19 protein-coding genes and 1 tRNA gene are annotated in these 24,947 nt (G+C 44.4%); 16 read left to right on the forward strand and 4 right to left on the reverse strand.

The window, feature by feature from the left end; translation table 11 throughout:
- Positions 1–144 precede the first annotated feature (144 nt).
- The 8 genes from astE to FLM48_RS10655 all read left to right on the forward strand — a co-directional run bounded on the left by astE (position 145) and on the right by FLM48_RS10655 (position 9,747).
- Complete coding sequence (gene astE, locus FLM48_RS10620; RefSeq protein ID WP_179024618.1) at positions 145–1,179, forward strand: succinylglutamate desuccinylase; 1,035 nt, start codon at positions 145–147, stop codon at positions 1,177–1,179.
- Positions 1,180–1,373: 194 nt separating this feature from the next.
- The gene (locus tag FLM48_RS10625; RefSeq protein ID WP_028772173.1) at positions 1,374–2,552 is read left to right on the forward strand and encodes a thiamine pyrophosphate-dependent dehydrogenase E1 component subunit alpha; all 1,179 of its coding nucleotides are present in this window, start codon (positions 1,374–1,376) and stop codon (positions 2,550–2,552) included.
- A gap of 2 nt (positions 2,553–2,554) precedes the next feature.
- Positions 2,555–3,532 carry an alpha-ketoacid dehydrogenase subunit beta gene (locus FLM48_RS10630; RefSeq protein ID WP_179024619.1) on the forward strand — a complete coding sequence of 326 codons (978 nt, stop codon included), beginning with the start codon at positions 2,555–2,557 and terminating at the stop codon, positions 3,530–3,532.
- A 10-nt stretch (positions 3,533–3,542) separates the two neighbouring features.
- Complete coding sequence (locus FLM48_RS10635) at positions 3,543–5,144, forward strand: dihydrolipoyllysine-residue acetyltransferase (RefSeq protein ID WP_179024620.1); 1,602 nt, start codon at positions 3,543–3,545, stop codon at positions 5,142–5,144.
- Between the two features lie 108 nt (positions 5,145–5,252).
- Positions 5,253–6,320 (forward strand): quinolinate synthase NadA, encoded by a 1,068-nt coding sequence (gene nadA / locus FLM48_RS10640; protein ID WP_028772176.1) that lies wholly within the window; start codon positions 5,253–5,255, stop codon positions 6,318–6,320.
- Between the two features lie 155 nt (positions 6,321–6,475).
- Complete coding sequence (locus tag FLM48_RS10645; protein WP_179024621.1) at positions 6,476–8,470, forward strand: methyl-accepting chemotaxis protein; 1,995 nt, start codon at positions 6,476–6,478, stop codon at positions 8,468–8,470.
- 138 nt (positions 8,471–8,608) lie between these two features.
- Positions 8,609–8,696, forward strand: a tRNA-Ser gene (locus FLM48_RS10650).
- Positions 8,697–8,823: 127 nt separating this feature from the next.
- Entirely contained in the window at positions 8,824–9,747 is a 924-nt protein-coding gene (locus FLM48_RS10655; protein ID WP_179024622.1) for a hypothetical protein, read from the forward strand.
- Here the strand turns inward: FLM48_RS10655 and cls are convergent.
- Positions 9,723–11,177, reverse strand: a complete 1,455-nt coding sequence (gene cls, locus FLM48_RS10660; RefSeq protein ID WP_179024623.1) for a cardiolipin synthase — start codon at positions 11,175–11,177, stop codon at positions 9,723–9,725. The genes FLM48_RS10655 and cls overlap by 25 nt on opposite strands.
- A gap of 114 nt (positions 11,178–11,291) precedes the next feature.
- Here cls and FLM48_RS10665 point away from each other — a divergent pair, with 114 nt between their 5' ends.
- Complete coding sequence (locus FLM48_RS10665) at positions 11,292–12,140, forward strand: endonuclease/exonuclease/phosphatase family protein (RefSeq protein ID WP_179024624.1); 849 nt, start codon at positions 11,292–11,294, stop codon at positions 12,138–12,140.
- Here the strand turns inward: FLM48_RS10665 and FLM48_RS10670 are convergent.
- Complete coding sequence (locus tag FLM48_RS10670; protein WP_179024625.1) at positions 12,137–12,880, reverse strand: ABC transporter substrate-binding protein; 744 nt, start codon at positions 12,878–12,880, stop codon at positions 12,137–12,139. The two genes, FLM48_RS10665 and FLM48_RS10670, sit on opposite strands and share 4 nt — an antisense overlap.
- Before the next feature lie 214 nt (positions 12,881–13,094).
- Here FLM48_RS10670 and FLM48_RS10675 point away from each other — a divergent pair, with 214 nt between their 5' ends.
- From FLM48_RS10675 to FLM48_RS10700, 6 genes are all read left to right on the forward strand, one after another.
- Positions 13,095–15,002, forward strand: a complete 1,908-nt coding sequence (locus FLM48_RS10675) for an ATP-dependent DNA helicase RecQ (RefSeq protein ID WP_179024626.1) — start codon at positions 13,095–13,097, stop codon at positions 15,000–15,002.
- A gap of 166 nt (positions 15,003–15,168) precedes the next feature.
- The gene (locus FLM48_RS10680) at positions 15,169–16,947 is read left to right on the forward strand and encodes a DUF885 domain-containing protein (protein WP_179024627.1); all 1,779 of its coding nucleotides are present in this window, start codon (positions 15,169–15,171) and stop codon (positions 16,945–16,947) included.
- Positions 16,948–17,111: 164 nt separating this feature from the next.
- The gene (locus FLM48_RS10685; RefSeq protein ID WP_179024628.1) at positions 17,112–17,789 is read left to right on the forward strand and encodes a response regulator transcription factor; all 678 of its coding nucleotides are present in this window, start codon (positions 17,112–17,114) and stop codon (positions 17,787–17,789) included.
- A 142-nt stretch (positions 17,790–17,931) separates the two neighbouring features.
- Positions 17,932–19,059, forward strand: a complete 1,128-nt coding sequence (locus FLM48_RS10690; RefSeq protein WP_028772183.1) for a M14-type cytosolic carboxypeptidase — start codon at positions 17,932–17,934, stop codon at positions 19,057–19,059.
- Between the two features lie 5 nt (positions 19,060–19,064).
- Positions 19,065–19,382, forward strand: a complete 318-nt coding sequence (locus FLM48_RS10695; protein ID WP_179024629.1) for a zinc ribbon domain-containing protein — start codon at positions 19,065–19,067, stop codon at positions 19,380–19,382.
- The gene (locus FLM48_RS10700) at positions 19,379–19,660 is read left to right on the forward strand and encodes a DUF1315 family protein (protein ID WP_179024630.1); all 282 of its coding nucleotides are present in this window, start codon (positions 19,379–19,381) and stop codon (positions 19,658–19,660) included. The genes FLM48_RS10695 and FLM48_RS10700 overlap by 4 nt, the downstream gene beginning before the upstream one ends.
- Positions 19,661–19,749: 89 nt before the next feature.
- On the opposite strand, the gene ansA is transcribed toward FLM48_RS10700, so the two are convergent.
- Positions 19,750–20,763, reverse strand: a complete 1,014-nt coding sequence (gene ansA / locus FLM48_RS10705) for an asparaginase (RefSeq protein WP_028772186.1) — start codon at positions 20,761–20,763, stop codon at positions 19,750–19,752.
- 93 nt (positions 20,764–20,856) lie between these two features.
- Positions 20,857–22,695 carry a signal peptide peptidase SppA gene (gene sppA / locus FLM48_RS10710; RefSeq protein WP_028772187.1) on the reverse strand — a complete coding sequence of 613 codons (1,839 nt, stop codon included), beginning with the start codon at positions 22,693–22,695 and terminating at the stop codon, positions 20,857–20,859.
- 167 nt (positions 22,696–22,862) lie between these two features.
- On the opposite strand from sppA, the gene FLM48_RS10715 reads away from it, so the two are divergent.
- Positions 22,863–24,878, forward strand: coding sequence for an FAD-dependent oxidoreductase (locus tag FLM48_RS10715; RefSeq protein ID WP_179024631.1), 2,016 nt, complete (start codon positions 22,863–22,865; stop codon positions 24,876–24,878).
- Positions 24,879–24,947: the final 69 nt, after the last annotated feature.

Here is a 24,947-nt window from a genome sequence, read left to right on the forward strand (position 1 = left end):
AGTGGTAAAAGTCTTTAACTGTCGTAGTGGTCAAAGTCTTTAAATGCTATTATCGGTGCCAAATCGCGCCGAGCGCATCAAGGATCTAACTGCACGAGAGCATGTTGACATGCCCAGCAGCGAGCACAATTAAAGGAGACCACCGTGTTACAAGCACTCCAAGCATCAAAAGATTTTTTAAAACTCACCCTAGATAACCCTTTCAGCCTCGATGAGGAACTCGCTTTTAGCTTAAAAAACGCCACCCAAGTGTCGGTTTGGGACACAGGTGTAATTGTGTTTGAGCCCAGTGACAGTCAAGGTAAAGACATCATTTTATCTTGTGCGGTGCATGGTAATGAGACAGCACCGATAGAGCTGTGTAACGAGCTCATTAGCGAAATACTTGCCGAAACGATTACCCTGAATCAACGGGTGATGTTTCTAATTGGTAATCCGGCTGCAATTCATAACGGCACCCGTTTTATTGATGAGAATTTAAATCGCTTGTTCAGTGGCGCGCATTCAAAAGGTGAGGGATTAGCTAATCCCGAGCGAGTACGGGCTAAAAAGCTTGAAAGCTACGTTGACCGTTTTTTTGAAGAGGGCGATGCCGCTAGTCAAAAGATTCATTATGATCTGCATACAGCGATTCGTGGCTCTAAACATGAGAAGTTTGCTATCTACCCTTATCGTCCCGGACGCGCATACAGCAGCGAACAGATTATGTTTTTAGCTGCGTGCGGTATTGAAACTGTGCTGTTTCACCATGAACCGACCACAACTTTTAGCTATTACTCATCAGAAAAATACCAAGCTGATGCATTTACGATTGAGCTTGGTAAGGTCATGCCAATGGGGCAAAACGATATGACTCGTTTTATCGCCCTTAAAGAAATGCTAGTGAGATTAGTTAGCGCTAAACCGCTCGAACTTGAGCCGTTTGATGCCGCTAAGCTTAATCTTTATCAAGTGTGCCGAGCCATCAACAAAGGCTTTGAAGATTTCGAGTTTACCTTTGCTAATGATGTAGAGAATTTTACTGCTTTTCCACAGGGCTACATTTTAGCGAAAGAGGGCGGTAATGATATTAAAATTGAACAACCTGTTGAAGCCATTGTGTTCCCTAACGCCAATGTTCCTGTTGGGCAGCGCACAGTATTGATGTTAAAACCTGCATCGACTGAAAATATTGCTTAGACTGCGATAATAGGGTCGTTGTAAAGCAAATTATACAATTAAATTTAGCCTTAGTTGATGTTCAATATGTGCTATTGCTTGATAGGTAGTTTACGTTAACGTAATGTCTTTCCGGCGTATAACAAACAGTTAAGATTCGATGAGTTTATCGGGGCTTCAAGAACAATAGCACTCAGCTGATTAAGAGATAGAGTATGAGCAACGCAACAAGCAGCACAGAAACCGTGCATCGCGTGAGTTTTTTAGACAAGGATTCGATGAACATTCCTATTCTAAAAATTCTTCAAGCTGATGGCACGACATATGAAAAGGCCGTGTTACCGGTCATTGATCAGGCGTTGGCCGAAAAGATTTATGACACTTGTGTCTTTACACGGGTGTTAGACGAGCGCATGTTAGGTGCGCAGCGTCAGGGGCGTATCAGCTTTTACATGACCTGTACCGGTGAAGAAGCATCGATTATTGGTAGCACGGCCGCGCTAGATGATGGCGATGTCATCTTAGCTCAGTACCGTGAACATGCAGCGATTCGTTATCGCGGCTTCACCACTGAGCAGTTTATGAATCAGCTGTTTAGTAATGAAAAAGATTTGGGTAAGGGCCGACAAATGCCGATTCACTATGGCAGCGAAGCGCTTAATTACCAAACCATTTCTTCTCCTTTGGCGACACAAATCCCCCAAGCAACGGGTGTGGGCTACTCGCTAAAAATGTTGGGTAAGCGCAATCTGGCTATCTGTTATTTCGGTGAAGGTGCTGCATCTGAAGGTGATTTTCATGCCGGGCTAAATATGGCGGCAGTGCTTAATTCTCCCACTATCTTCTTTTGTCGTAACAATGGCTACGCAATCTCTACACCTACTGAAGAGCAGTTTGTTGGTAATGGCATTGCAAGCCGCGGTGTGGGTTACGGTATGCATACAATCCGCGTTGATGGCAATGACATGCTAGCGGTGTTAGCTGCAACGCAACAGGCTAGAGCCTACGCGATAGAGAATAACGCACCCGTATTAATTGAGGCGATGACTTACCGTCTTGGTGCTCACTCTTCATCAGATGACCCATCGGGTTATCGCTCTAAAGAGGAAGAAGAGAAGTGGCAAATGCATGATCCTGTCAAACGCTTTAAGTTGTGGATGATGAATAAAGGCTGGCTAACTGAAGAGCAAGACAATCAGTTGTATGATAAGTATCGTCAAGAAGTCTTAGCTGAGTTGAAAGTAGCTGAAAAGCTGCCACTGCCGCATGTCGATACCTTAATACAAGATGTCTACGATGAACCAACGCCAAGGCTAAAAGCCCAACTTGAGTCATTAAAACAGCATGTGAAGAAATATCCAGAGTCTTATCCAAATAGCGCAGGGAGAGTGTAGTCGTGGCTAAAATTAATATGTTGCAAGCCATCAATGATGCTTTGTCGATAGCGATGGAAACAGACGATAAGGCCATGCTATTTGGTGAAGATGTCGGTCACTTTGGTGGGGTTTTTAGAGCGACTTCGGGATTACAGGAAAAGTTTGGTAAACAGCGGTGCTTTAACTCGCCATTAACCGAGCAAGGTATTGCAGGTTTTGCCAATGGTCTAGCATCAAATGGTATGACGGCGATTGCAGAGATCCAGTTTGCAGATTACATCTTTCCGGCCATCGATCAGATAGTCAACGAAACCGCAAAGTTCCGTTACCGCAGTGGTAATGAGTTCAATGTTGGTGGCGTTACCTTCCGTACGCCATATGGCGGTGGCATCGCCGGCGGACACTATCATTCTCAGTCTCCAGAAGCCTATTTTACCCAAACTGCAGGGCTTAAAGTGGTTGTACCGCGTAATGCTTATCAAGCAAAAGGCTTATTGCTTGCCTCTATTCGCGATAAAAACCCGGTGATTTTCTTTGAGCCTAAACGTTTATACCGCGCCAACGTCGGCGAAGTGCCAGATGAAGCTTATGAGATAGAACTGGGCAAAGCTGAAGTGGTAACAGAAGGCTCAGATATCACCTTGCTAAGTTGGGGTGCACAAATGGAAATCATTGAAGACGCCGCCAAAATGGCTGCGAAGAAGGGCATTTCGTGCGAAGTGATTGATCTGCGTACACTGGCACCTTGGGATGTTGAAACCGTGGCTAACTCTGTTCGTAAAACAGGGCGTCTACTGATAAACCACGAAGCGCCACTGACTGGTGGTTTTGCCGGTGAAATTGCTGCGACAATTCAAGAAGAGTGCTTTTTGCACTTAGAATCACCGATTGCACGTGTATGTGGGCTCGACACTCCTTACCCGTTAGTGCATGAAAAAGAATACATGCCAGACGCCTTAAAGACGTTTGAAGCCATTAAAGCATCGGTCAAATTTTAGGAGCAAAACTGTGATTAAAGAATTTATTTTGCCCGATATCGGTGAAGGTGTCGTTGAGTGCGAACTGGTAGAATGGCTAGTATCTGAAGGCGATACTGTGGTTGAAGACCAACCTATTGCCGATGTGATGACAGATAAAGCTTTAGTGCAAATTCCAGCACCTCACGCAGGTGTCATCAAAAAACTTCATTACAAAAAAGGTGAGATTGCCATCGTGCATGAGCCTTTATATAGCGTTGATGTGGACGCTAGCGCTGAAGGTGAACAAGTTGAAACATCAAGTGCTCCGGTAGAAGCGGCAGTTGAACAAGTTATTGATGAAAAACCTTCAATGCAAAGTGCCCAACAAATTGAAGAGTTTTTATTGCCCGATATCGGTGAAGGCATCGTAGAGTGTGAGCTAGTAGAGTGGTTGGTTGCTGAAGGTGATTACGTCGTTGAAGATCAGCCGATTGCTGATGTAATGACCGATAAGGCTTTAGTGCAAATCCCTGCTATTAAAAATGGTCGAGTGGCTAAATTGCATTATCGTAAAGGCCAGTTAGCTAAAGTTCATCAGCCATTATTTGCCATTGAGGTTGCGGTTGAAGTTGCAGGTGAAACAGCGGCTGTTGATCCAGTGAGTGCGCAAAGCGCCGAGCAACCATCAGCAAGCCAAGTCGAGGCAAGCAGCAATAACAATGTGGCTCAAGGCAAAGCATTGGCCAGTCCAGCTGTACGCCGTTTAGCGCGTAGTTATGATATTAATATCGCAGAAATCCCTGGCAGCGGTAAAAATGGCAGAGTCTACAAAGATGATGTTGAGCGTTATCGTGGTCAATTAGTAAAAGCCACTACAGCGCAAAGCTCGCCGCAAACGCAAGCAAGCCAGAGTGCGATAAGTAGTCAAGCTGTGGCGAGTGGTGCAGGGGATCGTGTCGAGCCGATTAAGGGCGTCAAAGCGGTGATGGCTAAGATGATGACCGAGTCGGTTTCAACGATTCCACACTTTACTTATTGTGAAGAGCTGGATTTAACCGAGCTTTGTGCACTAAGAGAGCAGATGAAAGTGAAATATTCGTCTGATGATCTTAAGTTGACCATGATGCCATTTTTCATGAAAGCCATGTCTTTGTCACTTAAGCTATACCCGATCATCAATAGTCGAGTGAATCAAGACTGTACCGAGCTGACTTATCTAGCGGATCACAATATTGGTATGGCCGTGGACTCTAAGGTTGGTTTGTTGGTACCGAATGTGAAAAATGTGCAGGCCAAGTCAATTTTGGAAGTCGCTGCTGATATTACCCGCTTAACTAACGATGCGCGTAGTGGCCGAGTGGCGCCAGCGGATCTTAAAGGCGGCAGTATCTCTATTTCTAACATTGGTGCGTTAGGCGGTACGGTAGCAACGCCGATTATTAATAAACCGGAAGTGGCAATCGTAGCTTTAGGTAAGTTGCAAACTCTACCGCGCTTTAACGATGAGGGTGAAGTAGAAGCTCGTAAGATTATGCAGGTGAGTTGGTCTGGTGATCACCGAGTCATTGATGGTGGCACCATTGCGCGATTCTGTAATCAATGGAAAGCTTACCTTGAGCATCCGCAAGAAATGTTATTAGCTATGCAATAATATTTAACTATCTTTAGTCTATAAAAGAGCGCCTGGCGCTCTTTTTTGTTTAATGCACTCGCAAGTTTGAGTATAATCCCGCTAATTAGTCCCGTTTATGGTTTGAGCATGAGTCAGTTAGCCCCACAAGTCGCAGAAATCCAGTACCCATTTCCCGCAAAACCTATTCCGCTAAGCGATGCTGAAAAGCAAGCTTATAAAAATAGAATCAAACAGTTATTGGTAGAGAAACAAGCGGTTTTAGTGGCGCATTATTATACCGATCCAGAGATTCAAGCCTTGGCAGAAGAAACTGGTGGTTGTGTTTCAGATTCACTCGAAATGGCGCGCTTTGGTCGCGACCATCCAGCACAAACATTGATTGTTGCGGGTGTGAAGTTTATGGGTGAAACCTCTAAGATTTTAAGCCCTGAAAAAACAGTACTAATGCCGACACTCGAAGCAACGTGTTCGTTAGATGTTGGCTGCCCAATAGACACGTTCACTGAGTTTTGTGATGCACACCCAGATCATACGGTTGTTGTGTATGCAAATACGTCAGCAGCGGTTAAAGCTCGTGCAGATTGGGTCGTAACCTCAAGTATTGCCTTAGAGATTGTTGAGCACTTAGACAGTGAAGATAAGAAAATTATCTGGGGACCGGACAGACATTTAGGCAGCTATATTGCTAAAGAAACCGGTGCCGATATGTTGATGTGGCAAGGTGAGTGTATTGTCCACGATGAGTTTAAAGCTAAAGCCTTGCGCGAACTTAAGCAGCAGTATCCTGATGCAGCAATTTTGGTTCACCCAGAATCGCCAGCGAGTGTGGTAGAACTTGCCGATGCAGTAGGTTCAACGAGTCAACTTATTAAAGCTGCTCAAACAATGGACAACCAAACCTTCATTGTGGCTACGGATAAAGGCATTTTTTATAAGATGCAACAAGCCGCGCCTGGAAAAGAGTTAATTGAAGCGCCTACAGGTGGTAATGGTGCAACCTGTAGAAGTTGTGCCCATTGCCCTTGGATGGCAATGAATGGGCTTAAGGCGATTGAGGCGGCACTGATTAATGATAATTCGTCAGAACATGAAATTCATGTTGATGATCAGTTGCGTGAAAAAGCGCTTATACCACTGGACCGCATGCTTAACTTTGCTAAAACACTTAATATGAAAGTCAAAGGTAATGCTTGATTATTAGCCAATGATGTACAAAGTGTCACTGAAGATTCCGGTGTAGTTGATATTAAACAAAAAAAGTCCCTTAATTTAGGGACTTTTTTTGTTTGTGCTTGAGAATCAGCTAGACTAAGTGAACTTGTATTACTTCTTTTTTCAGGGACGATATCATGAAGATGCGTTGGATTGGTGATGTTAGCATTAAGAACAAGCTTTTTTTAGTTCTTATGCCACCCATTATCGGCTGTATTCTGTTTGGTTTTTATGTGCTTCATAGCCAATATCAAGTCAGCAAAAGCCTTAGCCAAGTGGCAGTGTTAAGTGAGTTAGCCGTGGTTAACGGTAACTTAGTGCACGAGTTACAAAAAGAGCGCGGCATGAGCGCCGGGTTTATTGGCTCTGGTGGTAAAAATTTCGCATCTAAATTACCCCAACAACGCCAACTCAGTGATAGCCAAATCGCGATCTATCAGCAGTTTGTCCGCAGCAATAGTTTGCCAGCCAGTTTTGATAGCACTTTACGCCAAGTGGAAACGGCATTAAATGAGCTCAGCAGTATAAGGCAACGTGTTACGGGGCTGAGTATTAGTGTTCCCGAAGAAGTTAAATTCTACACGGACTTAAACAGTGCGTTGTTATCCATTGTCGACCATACCGTTAAAGCCTCTGCAGATAAGCAGATCGCCATTCAGGCTGCGGCCTTTAGCGCGTATTTACAGATGAAAGAACGTGCGGGAATTGAACGGGCGGTCCTGAGTTCCACTTTTGGTAATTCCGCTTTTAAACCAGGCATGTTTGTAAAGTTTATTAATTTGGTTTCTGAGCAAAATAGTTATCAAGAGCGTTTCTTAGCGCTCTCAAGCGACAGTGCCGCGCGTAATTATCAACAGATCGCCAACTCGCAGCCATTTGCGGCGGTGCAAACCTATCGTGATTTGGCGCAGTCGCAAGATCCACAAAAGTTAGCCAATGCCTCATCTGAGCAATGGTTTGCGACCTCTACCGCACGAATCGATTTAGTGCGCCAAAATGAACAAGCACTCTCTAGTGAGTTGATTGGCGATACCCAGCAGCGTTTAAGTGCAGCCAATACCTTAATGTATGGCGTGATTATATTGATGCTGGTCTCGGGTGTGGTGGTTATCAGTCTGTCTATCGCCATTGGTTCTTACTTTCATAATAGTTTGGCCTATCTACATAAAACCATAGTTAATGCGCAACAAAATTTCGATTTAACCGTACGGGTTAACAGCAACCATCAAGATGAAGTGGGCCAGTTAGCCACGGCCTACAACGCTATGATGCAAGATTTTGAAGCCGTGATCACCCAAGTGGTCAATAGTAGCGACTCGTTGATTAAGGCTTCTAAGGCGATGGAAGGTTGTGCCGTGACCATGCAAAACGATGTCTCAGCCGGCCATGTTGAAGCCGATCAGGTTGCTTCAGCGATGACGGAGATGAGCGCGACCGTGCAAGAGATTGCCCATAATGCTGAAAAAGCCTCCGAGGCTTCTGCGGCGGCAAACATAGAAGCAAAAGAGGGTAACCGCGAAGTTGTCAAAACTTCTGAATCTATCCATGTATTGGCCAGTGAAATTGAGCAAGCATCGTCTGCCATTCATAGCTTAGATCAAGATATACAGGGCATTGTTAGCGTACTGGGCGTGATAAGTGGTATTGCAGAGCAAACAAACTTATTGGCGTTAAATGCTGCCATTGAAGCTGCGCGAGCAGGGGAGATGGGCCGCGGTTTTGCTGTTGTTGCCGATGAGGTTCGCAGCTTGGCGCAGCGAGCGCAGGCCTCTACCGAAGATATCCGCAATATGACAGAGCGGTTAGAAAAAGGCGCAGACGTGGCTGTTAAGGCGATGGCAGTTGGTAAATCTCAGGCCACAGTCAGCGTAGAAGAGTCGGAAAAAGCGGGAGAAGAACTGCAGCGTATCGTGCGAGAAGTGGGCGTGATTGACAGTATGAATGAGCAGATAGCGGCCGCAACCCATGAGCAATCTGCGGTGTCTGAAGAAGTTAATCGCAATGCGATGAAGATAAGTGAAATTTATCAAAGCACCCAGCAAGTTGCCGATGAACTTAGTATGCTCAATGAAAAGTTACTCAAAGAAGCCAGTGAAATGGTTAACTTAGTGAGTAAATTTAATGTGTCGTAAAGAGACAGATGCGCATTAGCCTAGCGTAAAATCGCTTAGCAATTATGCAAACGTCTGGTATTACAGTTTTTTCCCTTGACCCTAAAAGGGCTTTTGCGTAAAGTAGCGCTCCGTTAACGGCATCTATCCGTTAACTCCGGTGGGGTGTCCGAGTGGCTGAAGGAGCACGCCTGGAAAGTGTGTATACGGCAACGTATCGAGGGTTCGAATCCCTCCTCCACCGCCATATTTAAAAAAGGGTGATAGTATTTACTGTCACCCTTTTTGCGTTTTACTCTCACTTGCTTTAGCGCATCTTCCTTTCAAATTTTTGGCCTACACTTAATACTAGTATTGGTTTACAGAGTGTATCCATGGCTAGCAAACTATTAGTATTGGCAATTTTACTCGGGAGTGTCTTTGCCAGTATCACCAGCAAAGCCGATCCTGTCACAGCGGTAAGAACCATAGCGCCACAATCAGAAAATGATGCATCCCATAGCTATTTTTTAGGCTTGCTTGAATTGGCGCTTAGCCATTCGCAAGATAAATATGGCGAAGCGCAAGTTTTACTCAGTCCAGATACTTCGACTCAGGGTCGCTGGTTTCGTATGCTGCAAGGCAGTCGCTACCTTGATGTTATTTGGGCTGGCAGTGATGTACAAAGAGAGCAAGACTATGCGGCTGTGCCAGTCGATCTGCTCGGCGGTATTCTTGGGGTAAGGGCGTTGATAATTCGCAAGCAGGATAGGCCCCAATTCCTCAATATCAGCAAGCTTGCTGATTTAAAACAAATGGTCGCTTGTCATGGAAAGCATTGGCCCGATACCGAGATTTTACGCCAAGCGGGTTTATCGGTAATGACCTCATCCAAATATGAAGCCAACTTTGTGATGCTTGAGCGTGAACGCTGCGATTACTTTCCCAGAGGCATACATGAAGGCTACAGCGAGATTGCTCAATATCATGTATTAAACGGGAATCGGTTAACGCTGTTTGATGATCTGCTTATTGTCTACCCGTTCAATATGTGGTTCTTTGTCGACAAGCAAAACACCAAGTTACTTGAACGCCTAACTTACGGGTTAACTGCTGCCCGGGACGATGGCAGTTTACTGGCTTTTCTGCAACAACATATGGTGACTGCCCACCTGTTTCCGTTAAACAAATGGGCTGATAAGACGGTGATCTTTTTACCCAATGACCAGGTTGTCTCTACTGAAGATAAAAAGGCTTGGTGGCTTTTACAGCAAATGCCTTTTTATAGTCGTGGTTATAGTAATGGGCTAAACAAGTAAAACACTTGCTCTATTACACGTTTATAGTAGGGGCGACGTTGCCAGCGCTGGTAATCTAGTTTTTCAGAGTCAGCCATATAACCCTGTTGTAATTCTATTAGCGATTGGGTAAATGCGCGCTCATCAACGGCTAAGGTCACTTCAAAATTAAGCCATAAACTGCGCATATCTACATTGACGGTTCCAATCAAACAATGACTATTGTCGACGACAACAGATTTGGTATGCAATAGGCCGCCTTTAAAGCGATAAATGTTAACCCCAGCTTTGAGTAAATCATTAAAGAATGACCTACTGGCCCATTTAACCATCGTGGAGTCATTATGCCTCGGGATGATGATATTCACGTTCACACCACGATTGGCAGCGGCTATGAGTGCATTTTGTAAATTCTCGCTGGGTACAAAATAGGGGGTGGTGATGACTATCGATTCAGTGGCTTGATAGATACTTTGCATCAACACTTGATGAATGATCTGCTCAGGCATGCCTGGGCCAGATGGGATAACTTGTATTTGATTATCACTTTGAGCAGCAGCGTCGCTTTGTACTTCAATGGCGGGAAGGGTGCGCTGATTGGTTTCAACCTCCCAATCCCAAGCATGGATACAGCTCATAACAGGAACGCTAGGTCCAACAATACGTACCATGACATCAATCCATTGGCCAACGCCAGCGTTTTGTTTAAAGCACTTGGGGTCAACCATGTTCATAGAACCGGTATAGCCAATACGGTTATCAATGATGACGATTTTACGGTGTAGTCGCAGATCTAACCGGCGGAAAAACATTCTTAAAGGGCTGACTTTTAGCGCTTCAATCACTTCTATATGATGACTGCGCATATTTTTGGGCCAGCTAGATTTAAAAAATTGTCGGCTACCTGCGCTATCTATCAGTAGCTTTACCTTGACGCCTCTTTGCGACGCCTTAATCAAGGCGTTGGCTACATCATCAGCTAAACCGCCGGGATACCAAATATAGAACTCCATGAAGATATGAGATTGGGCATTGTCTATATCGTCGATGATCGCGCTAAGAATTTGCTCAGGCGTGGTTTTTAACGTCATCTGATTATCAGATAAGCTCGGTATACCGACATGAGTATCGCAATAAGCACTAATAGAGCGTGCATAGGAACTGAGTTTTTCGGGACGATGTTGTGGCAATTGGTAAAGCTGTGCAAACCATTGTTTATAGGGTTCATACATCTCTATCGCTCGCTTGGCTCTGGTTTTACCTAGGTTGAGCTCACCAAACATTAAATAGGCGATGACGCCGACAAAGGGCACAAAGTAGATAATCAGCATCCAGGCTAATGATACGCCAATATTTCTGCGCTTGCTGATCACACGGACGACCACGCCCGCAAGCACAAGCCAATAGAGTAATACACTCAAAAGCGTGAGGATCTGGTAAAAATTTTCCATAGACGGAATTAATTATCCAACTGAGATGGTTTGCAAAATGAGGTTGCCAGTAGTATACAGTAAAATTTATTCTACGGTTAAAAGCCGAAGTGATTCATTGACTGAGATAGGCATTTGAAAATCCGTAGCGTTAAATTTAGCCTAGCGGCAGTGTTATTGAGCAGTGTTGCCATAGTCTGTTACCATCAAATTATTGCATCCTTCAATGGAGACGCTGCAGTTATGAGTGTTGGCCAACAACCCCATTTTACCCACCATTGTATCTCTGAGTCAGGTTCAGAGGTGTTAGACGATGCTGGGGTGTTATCAGTGGCGGTTTGGAATATCTACAAGCAACAAAAGCCCAATTGGCAGCAACAACTGCATGCTTTGGCGACCAAAGATCTGGTCTTATTGCAAGAAGCTAAGTTAAATCAGGCTTTAAACCAGCAAATTGTTGAAGTAAACAAACATGCGGTAATGGCGAAAGGTTTTGCTATTCGCGGTGTCACGATGGGCGTGATGACGCTATCTAATAGTAAGGCGCAAGAAGCTTGTGCTTATCAGAGTACTGAGCCCTGGATTCGGTTTGCTAAATCTACCTTGGTGAGTCGCTATCCGTTATCGAATGGTCAAACACTGTTAGTCGTTAATCTTCATGGCGTTAACTTTGATTGGCGTTTATCGAGTTACCAAGCGCAGTGGGGCTTGGTCGCTAAGCAACTACAAGTCCATTCGGGGCCTATTATTGTTGCTGGTGATTTTAATACTTGGCGGGCAGGGCGAATGGCTGTGGTCAGTGATTTCGCTGCACAATATGATTTGATTTCTGCCAAATTTCAACACGACTACCGCAGTCGTGTCCTTGGTCAACCATTGGATCATCTGTTCTACCGTGGGTTACAGCTAGTACAGGCTAGTGCAACCCCTTCAACCGCGTCAGATCATAACCCGATAACGGCTAAGTTCAATCTAGATAACTAACTTTCGTTATTGTCTTGGCTAAAGCGGCATTGTTGCGTAGCTTGATTGAACTTACCTAAAAAGCTGGGATACTGATTCAAAAATCGCTTACCAAAATAGACCCCTAATGGCTTTTCGATATTGTCGACTTTTATGAAGGTATCGCTCTTTACATCGGCATGATACAGGGCGTTGTTGAACAGAATTTCGTTTTCCATAATGGCATCAATACGACGGTTAACCAGTAATTTAACTAAGTCATCGACATGATTAAATTTATGAATATTCTTAAAGCCATTATCTTGCAGCCAAAAAAGCGTATTTGAGTGTTTTCTGCTACCAAAAACGGCCTTAGTTTGTAACGTGTTGAGGTCGGTGGCCAGCGTGCTGTCTTTATGTAGGTAGAACGACCATTTCTGTTCAATGAAGGTATCGCTTAAAATGGCGTATTCATCTCTACCTGTATGTTTTGATGCAGAGAAAAAGCCATCATAAGTCCCTAGGGCTGTGCCCGACTGGGCTCTTCCCCAAGGCACAAATTCAACCCGGTAATCTTGTTTAATAGAAGTCATGACACATTCAAGTGCTTCTATGGCATAACCGTATTGCTTATCGCCATTTTCTATTTGATAGGGGGGCCAAGCCTGGGTGGCTATGGTAATGACATTAGGCATTGCGGGTGATGCCGCGTTGCTATAACAGCTGATGAAACTGATGCTTGATAACAGCGCAATTTTGCAAAGCGAATAACGAGACTTCAAATGGTTTCTCCAATACATGGGGCGACCTAATGTAGATATTTTTTATTGTTATTTGTCTATAATGCCGCGTTCAAAGTAGTTTGCAATAAAATGTTAACGTTAAGTATATGGCAAAGCCTAAAAACTACATAAGATCTATAGTTTTAATTATTTTTTTGCACTTAAAAACATCCACATGCATGATGGTTGCACTAAAGGCCATGGTTAAAGTCTCATGTTAAAGCAACTATTAGAAAATGCGTTCGGCTTCTCACATTTTAAACCCGGGCAACGAGCTGTTGTTGAGTCAATTCTTGCCGGCCATAGCGCCGCGGCGATTTTTCCAACAGGGTCTGGTAAATCACTTTGTTACCAGCTAAGCGCAGTACAGCTTCCCCACCTCACCATTGTGGTGTCGCCATTGCTAGCCTTAATGCAAGACCAACTCGCATTTCTTACGCAACACGGTATCGCGGCAACCAGCATAGACTCTTCGCAAAGTCGTGAGCAAATACAAGCGGTGATGGCTGATATAAGGCAAGGTAAGATTAAAATCCTTATGGTGTCGGTTGAGCGCTTTAACAATGAGCGCTTTCGGCAGTTTATTAAAGCCGTGCCATTCTCTTTGTTAGTGGTTGATGAGGCCCATTGTATTTCTGAATGGGGCCACAACTTCAGGCCTGATTATTTGAAATTACCGGGCTATCAGCGAGAGTTGGCCATTGATCAGGTGCTGCTATTAACCGCAACGGCGACAGCACAAGTGGCCGATGATATGCGTGCTAAGTTCAATATATTGCCGCAACATATCGTCCGTACCGGCTTTCACCGACCTAATCTGGCTCTGAATGTGCGAGGGGTGGCTGCAAAAGATAAGTTTTCTCAGCTAACTCAGTGGTTACATAGTCGAAGCCAGAGTAGTGGCATTATTTATGTGACCTTGCAGCAAAGTGCCGAAACATTAACTGAACAGCTTAAGCAAGCAGGTTTTTCTGCCTGTGCGTATCATGCTGGACTGGGCCACGAGGTACGCCAACAACTGCAACAACAATTTATGCAGGGTGAGATCCCGTTAATGGTCGCTACGATCGCGTTTGGTATGGGGATTGATAAAAGCGATATTCGTTTTGTGGTGCACTACGATTTACCCAAATCAATTGAGAACTACGCGCAAGAAGTGGGCAGAGCGGGGCGAGATGGGCAAGCGTCTGAATGTTTGGTGCTTGCCAATAAAGACAATTTGACTGTGTTAGAGAACTTTGTCTACGGCGATACCCCAGAAGCAAGTGCAATTGAGTCTGTGTTATCTCGTATCAGCCGGGCCCAAGGTCAATGGGAAACCATGCTCAACTCATTGTCTACAGAAACCAATATCAGACCTTTGGCACTAAAAACCTTACTTGTATACATAGAGCTAAAGGGCATCATTCGCCCAGCTTATAGCTATTTTGCAGAGCATAAGTTTAAGTTTATTGCTGACAAAGGTGCGATTCTTAATCGTTTTGATCCCCAGCGCTCGGCATTTTTGGGGCAAGTTTTCGCAGCGGCAAAAAGCGCCCGTGTTTGGCATAGTATCGACTTGAAAGACATCGATAGTGACTATCGCCAACAACAACGAGGATTGACAGCACTAAGCTATCTTGACGAGCAGAACTTAATCGAGTTGCAAAGTAAGCAGATGACACAAGTCTATGAAGTACTGACGCCTCAGTTTGATCTAGATAGTGTCACTAAACAACTTAGTGAGCAGTTTAGAGACAAAGAAGCGAGCGAAATTGCGCGCATTCATAATCTACTTAATTTACTACAAACTGACCAATGCTTAAGTGTTGCCTTAGCCAGATACTTTGATGACCAACAAGATATCGAACCCTGTGGCCAGTGCTCAGCTTGCATCTCAGGCGCCGCCCATATACCTGAGATTGATACGCTATCACCTTTAGCGAGTGTTAATGTTGCCTCAATGGCCGCAGAACTCAAGGCTGGTTTAACTAAACACTATAGTGATGAACGGCTTGCACGCGCACTTTGTGGTTTGCATATGCCGCTTTTTACCAAACTTAAACTGCGTAAAGTAAATGGCTTTGGCCAGCTTAGTGATTATCCCTATGCTGAGGTTCTGCATAGGGTCAATACAATGTGAAATTTCCGTGTAATTACTATAAACCAAGCGGACTATTAATGGATTTGTAACAAGCTATGAATTGTCGCAATAGTTAGCTGAATCTTTACTGAGAAAGTGGTTAACTTAGGTAGAGAGTAAGATGATAGCAATATATAAGAACAACAACATATCACAGGATAGGATAATGAAAAAAGCGCTAATCGCACTGACCATTGCCAGTGCTCTGACAGGTCTCACTGCATGTACTTCACAACAGTCTTCATCGACCACGCAGCCTGCCGCTGCTGAGCAAGTCGCGGCCGAAGGCTTTGCTGCCTTTTCTGAGCAATTTATTGAAGGGTTATGGCAACAGTCGCCAACTTGGGCTTTATACAGTGGCTACCATAAATATGATGGTATTTTACAAGTTCCCAATGACACGGCGCGCAGTGCCTACTTAGCCTTTGTCAAGGCAGAACTCAATAAACTACAGTCGTTTGATAAAGCGCAACTATCGCCAAACGAACTGATCGACTATCGCTTGATTGAAAATCTGTTGCAACGTGGTGCTTGGGAGATTGAAGTCTTTAAATCTTGGCAGTGGAACCCCAGCAGCTATAACGTGTCGGGCGGTTTTGCACAAATCATTAATGAAGATTTTGCTCCACTAGATGACAGGTTAAGATCCTTCCTAGCAAGAATGGAAAACGTACCGGCTTACTACCTTGCTGCTCAAGCGAATATCAGTAAGCCTACACTTGAACACACCCAGTTAGCTGTGATGCAAAATAAAGGCGCATTCAGCGTTTTTTCTGATGAATTACTTGAAAAAGTGTCAAGATCAGGCTTAACAGATCAAGAAAAACAGTTGTTTAAACAAAGGTTCGAGCAATCAACCACGGCAATTAACCAGCATATAAGCTGGTTAGAAGATCTCGAATCTAAGTTAGTTAAATCTGGCGCTAAGAGTTTTAGAATTGGTGAAGAGTTGTATGAGCAAAAATTTGCCTTTGATATTCAAGCCGGAATGAGTGGCAAAGCGCTTTATGAAAAAGCCATGGATGACAAAGCTCGTGTGCAAGGTGAAATGGCGAAAATTACCGATAAGCTATGGAGCAAGTATTTTGATACACCTCAGCCTAAGCAGAGTAATGTTGCTATCAAACAATTGATTGATCACTTAAGTGCCAAACATGTGCAACGTGATAATTTTGTTGCTGAGGTTCGAGCGCAAATCCCTGAGTTAGTCAAATTCGTCAATGACAAAGACCTCATTACCCTAGATCCCTCTAAGCCGCTGGTTGTAAGAGAAACACCGGAATATATGCGCGGTTTTGCGGGTGCTTCTATCAGTGCACCTGGCCCTTACGAGAAAAGTAGCAACACTTATTATAATGTGACGCCGCTGGATGGCATGAGTGATGAACAAGCTGAGAGCTATCTTCGCGAATATAACCACTGGATATTGCAAGTGCTAAACATCCATGAAGCCATTCCAGGTCACTATACCCAGCTGGTTTACAGTAACGAATCTCCCAGCATGATAAAAAGCCTGTTTGGTAACGGTGCTATGGTTGAAGGCTGGGCGGTGTATACCGAGCGTATGATGCTGGAAGAGGGCTACGGCAACTTTGAGCCAGAAATGTGGTTGATGTACTACAAATGGAATTTACGTGTTATTGCCAATACCATTTTAGATTACAGTATCCAAGTTAAAGGCATGACCGAAGCGGAGGCGATTGAGCTTATGACTCAAGAAGCGTTCCAGCAACAGGCGGAAGCTGAAGGTAAATGGCGCCGTGCAACACTGAGCCAAGTGCAGTTAACTAGCTACTATTCTGGTTACCGTGAGATCTATGACTTTAGAGAAGAGCTCAAAGGTATGCAGGGTGAGGCTTTTGATTTAAAAGCGTTCCACGAAAAGTTCTTAAGTTATGGCAGTGCTCCGGTGAAATATGTAAGAGAGCTGATGTTAACCCAATAACGAAACTTAGACTCTGTTTAAAAAGCCAGCGCAAATGCTGGCTTTTTGTTTATTAGGTTAAAGTAAATGTTACCAAGATCGCAAATTAAGCAAAAACTACTAGCACCTGTCACACCTTTGATGTAACCTTAATGATAATCGTTCGCATTCGTAGTAAGTGATAAATGAGCCAAATATTATTAGTTGATGATGACCAAGTGTTTCGTGACCTTTTATGCCAGGCGTTAGAGCAACAGGGGCATGGAGTTACCTGTGCTGCCAATGGTATTGAAGCATTAACTTGTTTGAAGCACTTTCAACCAGATGTCATCCTACTCGATATTATGATGCCTAAGATGGATGGTTTTGGCTTACTTAATAGTTGCGACAAATCGACACCCGTTATCGTGATTTCTGCCATAGATAACGAAGAAGAACGGATTAAAGGGTATGAACTAGGTGCGGATGATTTTGTCACCAAGCCTTTCAGTATAAAGGAGTTACTAGTCAGAATGGTTGCACTACAACGCCGTGTTGAAATTGCGCAAGCGCAAGGGGTAAATCAACAAGTCAATAGCGACATTAACTTTAACGATTTGGATTACTCAGTCCTGATTGACAGTCGTAAAGTCACTTTAACGCAGACCGAATACAAGTTATTTAAATATCTGTTTGAACGTAAAGGTGAGGTCATTACTAAAGCTGAGTTGCAGCGGCGTGTGTTGCAAAAAGAGCTGGGTAAATTTGACCGCAATCTTGATATGCACATCAGCAATACGCGAAGAAAGCTGGCGCAAATAGAATTACCTAAAACCTTGATTAATACTGTACGGGGCCAAGGATACAGCTACGCCGCCCTATAAAAGTTTAACTTTGATGAAAAAAGCCACTCTTGAGTGGCTTTTTTCATGTCATACATGGGTAAAACGTTAGGTTTAGGTTATTCTATGGCCTATCTCGCAGCCGCTTAGGCCCTGCACGAACAAATACAATTAAGGATAAGATATGCGGATAAGTGCCAATTTTGATGGTGGGAACATCGAAGTAATTAATCAAGAGAACTTCGACGATGTTCAGCTTGCTATTCGTCCAGACGAAGGCGGGGAGTTTTACCAGTGGTTTAACTTCAAATTGGAAGGCGTTGTTGGGGCTAAATACACCCTCAACATTATTAATGCCGATGGCGCGTCCTATCCTAAAGGCTGGGAAAATTACCAAGCTGCTGCAACCTATGACAGACAAACCTGGTTCCGCTTACCGACAAGTTATCAAGATGGCAAACTCACCATTGATGTGCAGTTAGATTGCGATGCGATTCAAATTGCTTATTTCGCACCTTATAGCTACGAGCGTCATCAAGATCTGTTAGCCGCAGTACAAGTTCACCCGCTAGTGTCATTAACACATTTAGGTGAAACACTTGATAAGCGTGACCTGACGTTAGTCAAAGTCGGTGACGATGATGAGCAAAAAGCCAAGATTTGGATCACTGCAAGGCAGCACCCAGGTGAAACCATGGCTGAGTGGTTGGTAGAGGGGCTACTCAACAACCTATTAGATAGCGATTGCCCAACAGCTAAAGCGCTACTTGATAAAGCCAATTTTTATATTGTGCCAAATATGAATCCAGATGGTAGCGCGCGAGGTCATTTGCGCACCAATGCGGCCGGAGTGAACTTAAATCGCGAATGGCAAAATCCATCTTTAGCTCGCAGTCCTGAAGTGTTTCATGTGATCAACAAAATGAAGCAAGAAGGTGTTGATCTATTTTATGACGTGCACGGTGATGAAGGCTTGCCTTATGTATTTTTGGCAGGTTGTGAAGGCGTGCCGTCTTATACTCAAGAGATGGCAACGTTGCAGCAGTCTTTCGTGAACGCTTTACTGATGGCTAGCGCAGATTTCCAAGATAAGTTTGGCTATGACAAAGATGAACCAGGTAAAGCGAACCTTACCGTGGCTTCAAACTGGGTAGCAGAGCACTTCAAATGTTTATCAAATACGCTTGAAATGCCATTTAAAGATAATGCAAATATGCCTGATCCCATTTCAGGTTGGTCTCCAGAGCGTAGCATGTATTTAGGTGAAGCTTCACTTTTGGCCATGCTAGCTGTAGTTGATAAATTAAGGTAACAGCGATGGCGTTAGTAGAATGTCAGCAGTGTAATAAGCGCATATCGAGTCAAGCTAAGTCTTGCTCTCATTGTGGTAGCGTGATGGGTGAGGTTAATGAATCGCAAATGCGCATTAGCCATATTCGTCGCTCAAATCAGTTAATGAACCAAAGTTTTATCGCCATGACCTTGTTTATAGCCGGTGTGGTTATTTGGTTCTGGGGTGGCGAAAGTGCGACTGGGATGCGCGCCTATGTCGCGGGCAGCTGTTTTGTTTTTGGCTTTGTCGGCTACCTGATTGCTAGGGTAAGAATCGTACTACACAAACGGAAAAGCGTATGAGCGAGATTAACAAAGTGATTGATGATATGCCCGAAGAGGTGTATCAAAGCTTATTAAGTGCCGTTGAAATTGGCAAATGGGAAGATGGCACAGTATTAAGCCAACAACAGCGGGATCAAACCCAGCAGTTGGTGATGTTATATCAGGCGCGCAGGCTTAATCAGACTGATCATTTCACCATCAATAATCAAGGCGAAGTGAACGAGCTGTCGAAGGCGGAATTGAAAAAACAGTTTAAAGGTGAGTCGATAGCTCAGTTTAAAGAGCAAGATCTTTAACTTATAAAACTTTGGCGCCAATTTAGATCATACCGATCTAAATTGGCGCTTTTTATTTTTGAGTGATATAGCAAAATCGAGTAGCAGGACTAGTCTTCGCTTAATTCACCAAATAGGTTTTGCTGCATCTGACTGCGGATTTGCTCTGGACTTAATTGCTGAGACAATAAATAGTGCAGCTTGGTCAGTGCCGCCTCTGTTGTCATATCAAAGCCACTTATCACGCCGGCCTTAGCAAGCGCATTGCCTGTTGCATAGCCACCCATATTGACCTTGCCCTGTAAACATTGAGTCAAGTTCACTAGAATGATACCGCGCTCAGAGGCCCGTTTTAAGCAGGCTAACAACTCTGGGTTCTGTGGCGCGTTACCCACACCATATGTTAGCAAGATTAAGGCTTTAACCGGCTGCCTTAGCAAATTATCAATCACATCTGTGGTGATCCCTGGATACAGGGTCACTACACCAACAGGTTGTGGGGTAATCGTCTTTACCGCTAATTGCTGCTTAGATTCATCGGCAATTTTACCGGCTTTAAGTCGTATTTTAATCCCGGCTTCGAGTAACAGTGGGAAGTTTGGGGACGCAAAAGCATCGAACCCATCGGCATGGGCCTTAGTGGTACGATTGCCCCGAAACAGCTTATTGTTAAAGAACAAGCATACTTCAGCCACTGGATAATTGGCCGCAATGTATAACGCGTTAAGCAGGTTAGTTTGGCCGTCCGAGCGAAGTTGCGCTAGCGGAATTTGAGAGCCGGTAACAATGACAGGTTTGCCCAATCCTTGCAGCATAAACGATAGTGCTGAAGCGGTGAATGCCATGGTATCTGTGCCGTGCAAAATAACAAATCCATCGTACTTGTCATAATTGGCTTTAATATCATTAGCAATCATTTGCCAATCAGTGGGAGCCATGTTCGAAGAGTCAATCAGCGGGCAATACTCTGATATTTCAAAATGAGGCATCTCTTCATGAAAAAACTCGGGCATTGATTTGACACAGTCGGTTAAAAAACCTGGAACAGGTGCAAAACCATTAGCGGTTTTTTGCATACCTATGGTACCACCGGTGTAGGCGACATAAATCGAACGTTTAGTCATTGATTTGGGCTTTCAGCTAATATTTTTAGCCGATTATACTGAGGTTGTCGCCATTAAAAAAGCCCGCTGTTGCGGGCTTTTAACTCAATGACATTAAATATTGCAAGTATCGCAATACAAGTAGATATTATTGGGGTCATCAAATGATGAGAACTCTTCTATTGCAGAGTCCAATTGCTGCAAGATATCTTGCAATATCGTACTTTGAAGCTGTGACTCAGGTAGATAACTGACCGCCTTGGCAAACATCGCTTGAATCAATTGATCTTGAGCACTCAATTCTTGCTCAATCACTTTGGTATCATATTTATCGAGTTCGGCAAGTTCAGCCGCTTTTGCCACAGCATTGTTTAAGTCGCCGAGCTCATCAACCAGACCCAGTTGTTTTGCTTTGGCGCCTGACCATACACGACCTTGGGCAATAGCATCGACTTCATCGAGACTCATGTTACGCTCAGTGGCCACCAGTGAGATAAAATCATGGTAACCGCGCTCTATATAGCGTTGAATAACCGCTTTAAGTTCGCTGTTTAGCCCTTTAGCTGTCGAGAACGTAGACCATTCAGAAGTTGCGACTCCATCGGTATGGATACCCAGGTGAGCTAAAGAATCTTCAAAAGTGGTTACCATACCGAAGATACCGATAGAGCCGGTTAGCGTGGTTGGGGTTGCCATTATATAGTCGGCACTTGCCGATATCCAGTAGCCTCCTGAAGCGGCATAACTACCCATGCTGACAACAACTGGTTTGCCGGCTGATTTAAGTGCGATGACTTCCTGACGGATCTGCTCAGATGCAAACGCGCTACCACCTGGACTATCAACTCGCATAACAACGGCTTTCACATTGTCATCAAAACGTGCATCGCGGAGTAATTTAGCGGTGCTTTCGCCGCCAATTTGGCCAGCAGGCTGATTACCATTTAAGATGGTGCCTTTAGCAACGACAATACCAACGGTATCTTCAATGCTTAAACTAGGGTGTTTAGCGACCAGTGTTTGATAATCGTTAAAGCCTATTTGCTTATAGCTATCGGCATTGGCTTGCTCACCCACTAGCTCAACCATCGCAAGTCTAAACTCTTCTGCCGATGCAAGTTGGTCGACTAAACCAAGATTAACCGCCATTTGAGCGCCTTTACCTTGCGCTTTGTCGAGTTCTTGTAGATAACGCTCACCGCTTAGCATGAGGGCATCGTCGGCAATGCCGCGATTAGTAGTTACCGTTTGCTGGTAACTTTGCCAGATGTCATCAAGAAGGTCTTTATTCGCAGCCTTGGCTGCATCGGACATATCATCACGCAGGTAAGGTTCAACAGCGGATTTGAAGGTACCAACTCTAAACACATGAGCTTTAATTTTTAACTTATCTAGTGCAGATTTATAATACTGGCGATAACGGCTTAAGCCTTCAATTTCAACGCTGCCTTGGGGATTTAAATAGATGGTATCGGCAAAGCTGGCTAATAGGTATTGGTTTTGTCCATACCAGTTACCGTTGGCAACAATAGGTTTACCACTTTGCTTAAACTGATGCAGCGCTTCACCAATGGATTGCAGTTTACTGATCCCAGTCCACTTAAGGTGACCAATATCTAGCACTAATGCGGAAATACGGCGATCTGATGCGGCGTTATTAATGACATCCAGTACATCGGCTAGCAGTATTTCGCCATCGCCTTGATTGCTTCCGCTTTTCATTGCCGCTTCTATTGGGTCAACAGGGCGCTTTTGTTCTACTATCACCCCGGAAAGGTCGAGTACCAGCGCAGAGCCTTTTTCTATCTCTATGGTTTCTTCATTTGTTAATACAAAGACAAACAGCAGTAAAAATCCAAAAAAGAACAGGTTCAGCAAAAGTTTGCGAGTACCGTTCACTAGGTTCCATATAAGCTTTACTATTCTTTTAAATAATGAGGGTTTAGCGGACATTACCCACTCCTTTATCGCTCGATTAGGCCTATGCTAACTGAAAAGCGAGGGCAGGGGAAAATAGAATTGTAAATGAATCTAATCATGCCAACCGGTGGCTGGCTATTGAGCAAATACTTCAGCCGTTGTATGCTGGATTAAATCACTTGTTTAAAAAGGATGTTTGAATGTCGTTTCCACATTTATTAGAACCCTTAGATTTAGGATTTACTACGCTAAAGAACCGAGTGTTGATGGGTTCGATGCATACTGGTCTTGAAGAAGAAAAGGGCGGCTTTGAGAAACTGGCAGCTTTCTATAAAGAACGTGCCGAAGGCGGTGTTGGGCTAATCGTAACCGGGGGAATTTCACCTAATCTGCGCGGTCGTCTTGCTCCTAATGCTTGCCAACTGACCTATTCTTGGCAAATAGGCAAACATAAAAAGGTTACCCAAGCAGTCCATGAAGCAGGCGGTAAGATTTGCATGCAGATCTTGCATGCGGGACGATATGGCTACCATCCTTTTTCACAAGCACCCAGTAAGATCAAATCACCCATTACACCTTTTACTCCGTCAGCAATGTCGACCAGGCAAGTCAGTAAGACTATTAAAGATTATGCAAAAGCTGCGCAGCTAGCTAAGCAAGCTGGCTATGACGGTGTAGAGGTGATGGGCTCTGAAGGTTATCTGATCAATCAGTTCATTTGTAGTCGTACCAATAAACGGACCGACAAGTGGGGCGGTGATTTTGCTCAGCGGGCACAGTTTCCAGTAGAGATCGTAAACGCCATCCGCGAAAAAGTGGGTAAAGAGTTCATCATCGTGTTCCGTTTATCTATGTTAGATCTGGTTGATAATGGCTCTAATTGGGATGAGGTTGTGCAGCTGGCTAAGTGGTTAGAGCAAGCCGGCGTATCAATTATCAATACCGGGATTGGCTGGCATGAAGCCCGAGTGCCAACCATTGCGACGAGTGTACCAAGAGGTGCATTTGCCTGGGTGACAGAAAGATTAAAGAGCGAGGTTAAGTTACCACTTATCGCCACTAATCGAATCAATACCCCAGAGATTGCTGAACATATTATTGAGTCCGGCCAGGCCGACATGGTGTCTATGGCCAGACCTTTTTTAGCAGATGCCGAGTTTGTTAATAAAGCCGCAGCGGACCAAAGTCACCTGATCAATACCTGTATTGGCTGTAACCAAGCGTGTTTGGACCATACCTTCTCGTTAAAACGTGCCACCTGCCTTGTGAATCCGCGAGCATGTTATGAAACCGAGCTCAACTTTACTCCCGCAACCCAGGCTAAACGCATTGCAGTCATGGGTGCAGGGCCAGCAGGCATGGCATTTTCCATTTACGCGGCAAGTCGTGGGCATAAAGTGGTGCTGTTTGAAGCTAAAGATGAAGTGGGCGGCCAGTTTAATCTAGCGCGCAAGATCCCCGGTAAAGAGGAGTTTAATGAGACTATCCGCTATTTTAACGAGCAGATGAAATTACATCAGGTTGACTTGCGACTTAACACTCGTTTGGACGCTACAACGCTGCAAGAAGAGCAGTTTGATGAAGTGGTGATCGCTTCTGGCGTGGTGCCGAGAAAACTTAACCTTCCTGGGTTTGATGATCCGCGGGTTGTCACATATCAGCAAGTACTTAATGGCGAGGTAGAGCTAGGCGACAAGGTAGCGTTGATTGGTGCCGGTGGGATAGGCTTTGATATGGCCCACTTCCTGTGTGAAGCGGAGTCTAGCACCTTACAACCTGAAAAATGGTTAAAGCAATGGGGCATAGATAAAAGCTATCAAGACCGTGGGGGCTTAACCCAGCCAGAACAAAGCCCGCAACATAAGCAAGTGCATTTATTGCAACGCAAAACCACCAAGATGGGTAAAGGTCTTGGCAAGACCACGGGGTGGATCCACCGTTCAGTGTTAAAACAACATCAAGTTGCTATGCAAATAGGCGTCAGCTATCAATCTTTTGATGATAAAGGACTCCATATAGAGGTTGATCAGCAACCACAAACGCTAGCTGTCGACCATGTTGTCTTATGTGCAGGACAAGAATCTAATACCCAGTTGGTCGATGAAATGAAAGCCACGGGCTTGCCAGTGCATCTCATTGGTGGTGTAGATGTAGCAGCAGAGCTTGATGCTAAACGAGCGATAAGACAGGGGGCGGAACTTGCGATCGCGCTTTAACGGTTAACCTTAGATTGAAAACCAGCTTGGTTACGAACCTTAGCTGGTTTTTTCTATACTATTTGCAGC

This window comes from Shewanella sp. Scap07 (assembly GCF_013394145.1).
Classification (GTDB): domain Bacteria; phylum Pseudomonadota; class Gammaproteobacteria; order Enterobacterales; family Shewanellaceae; genus Shewanella; species Shewanella waksmanii.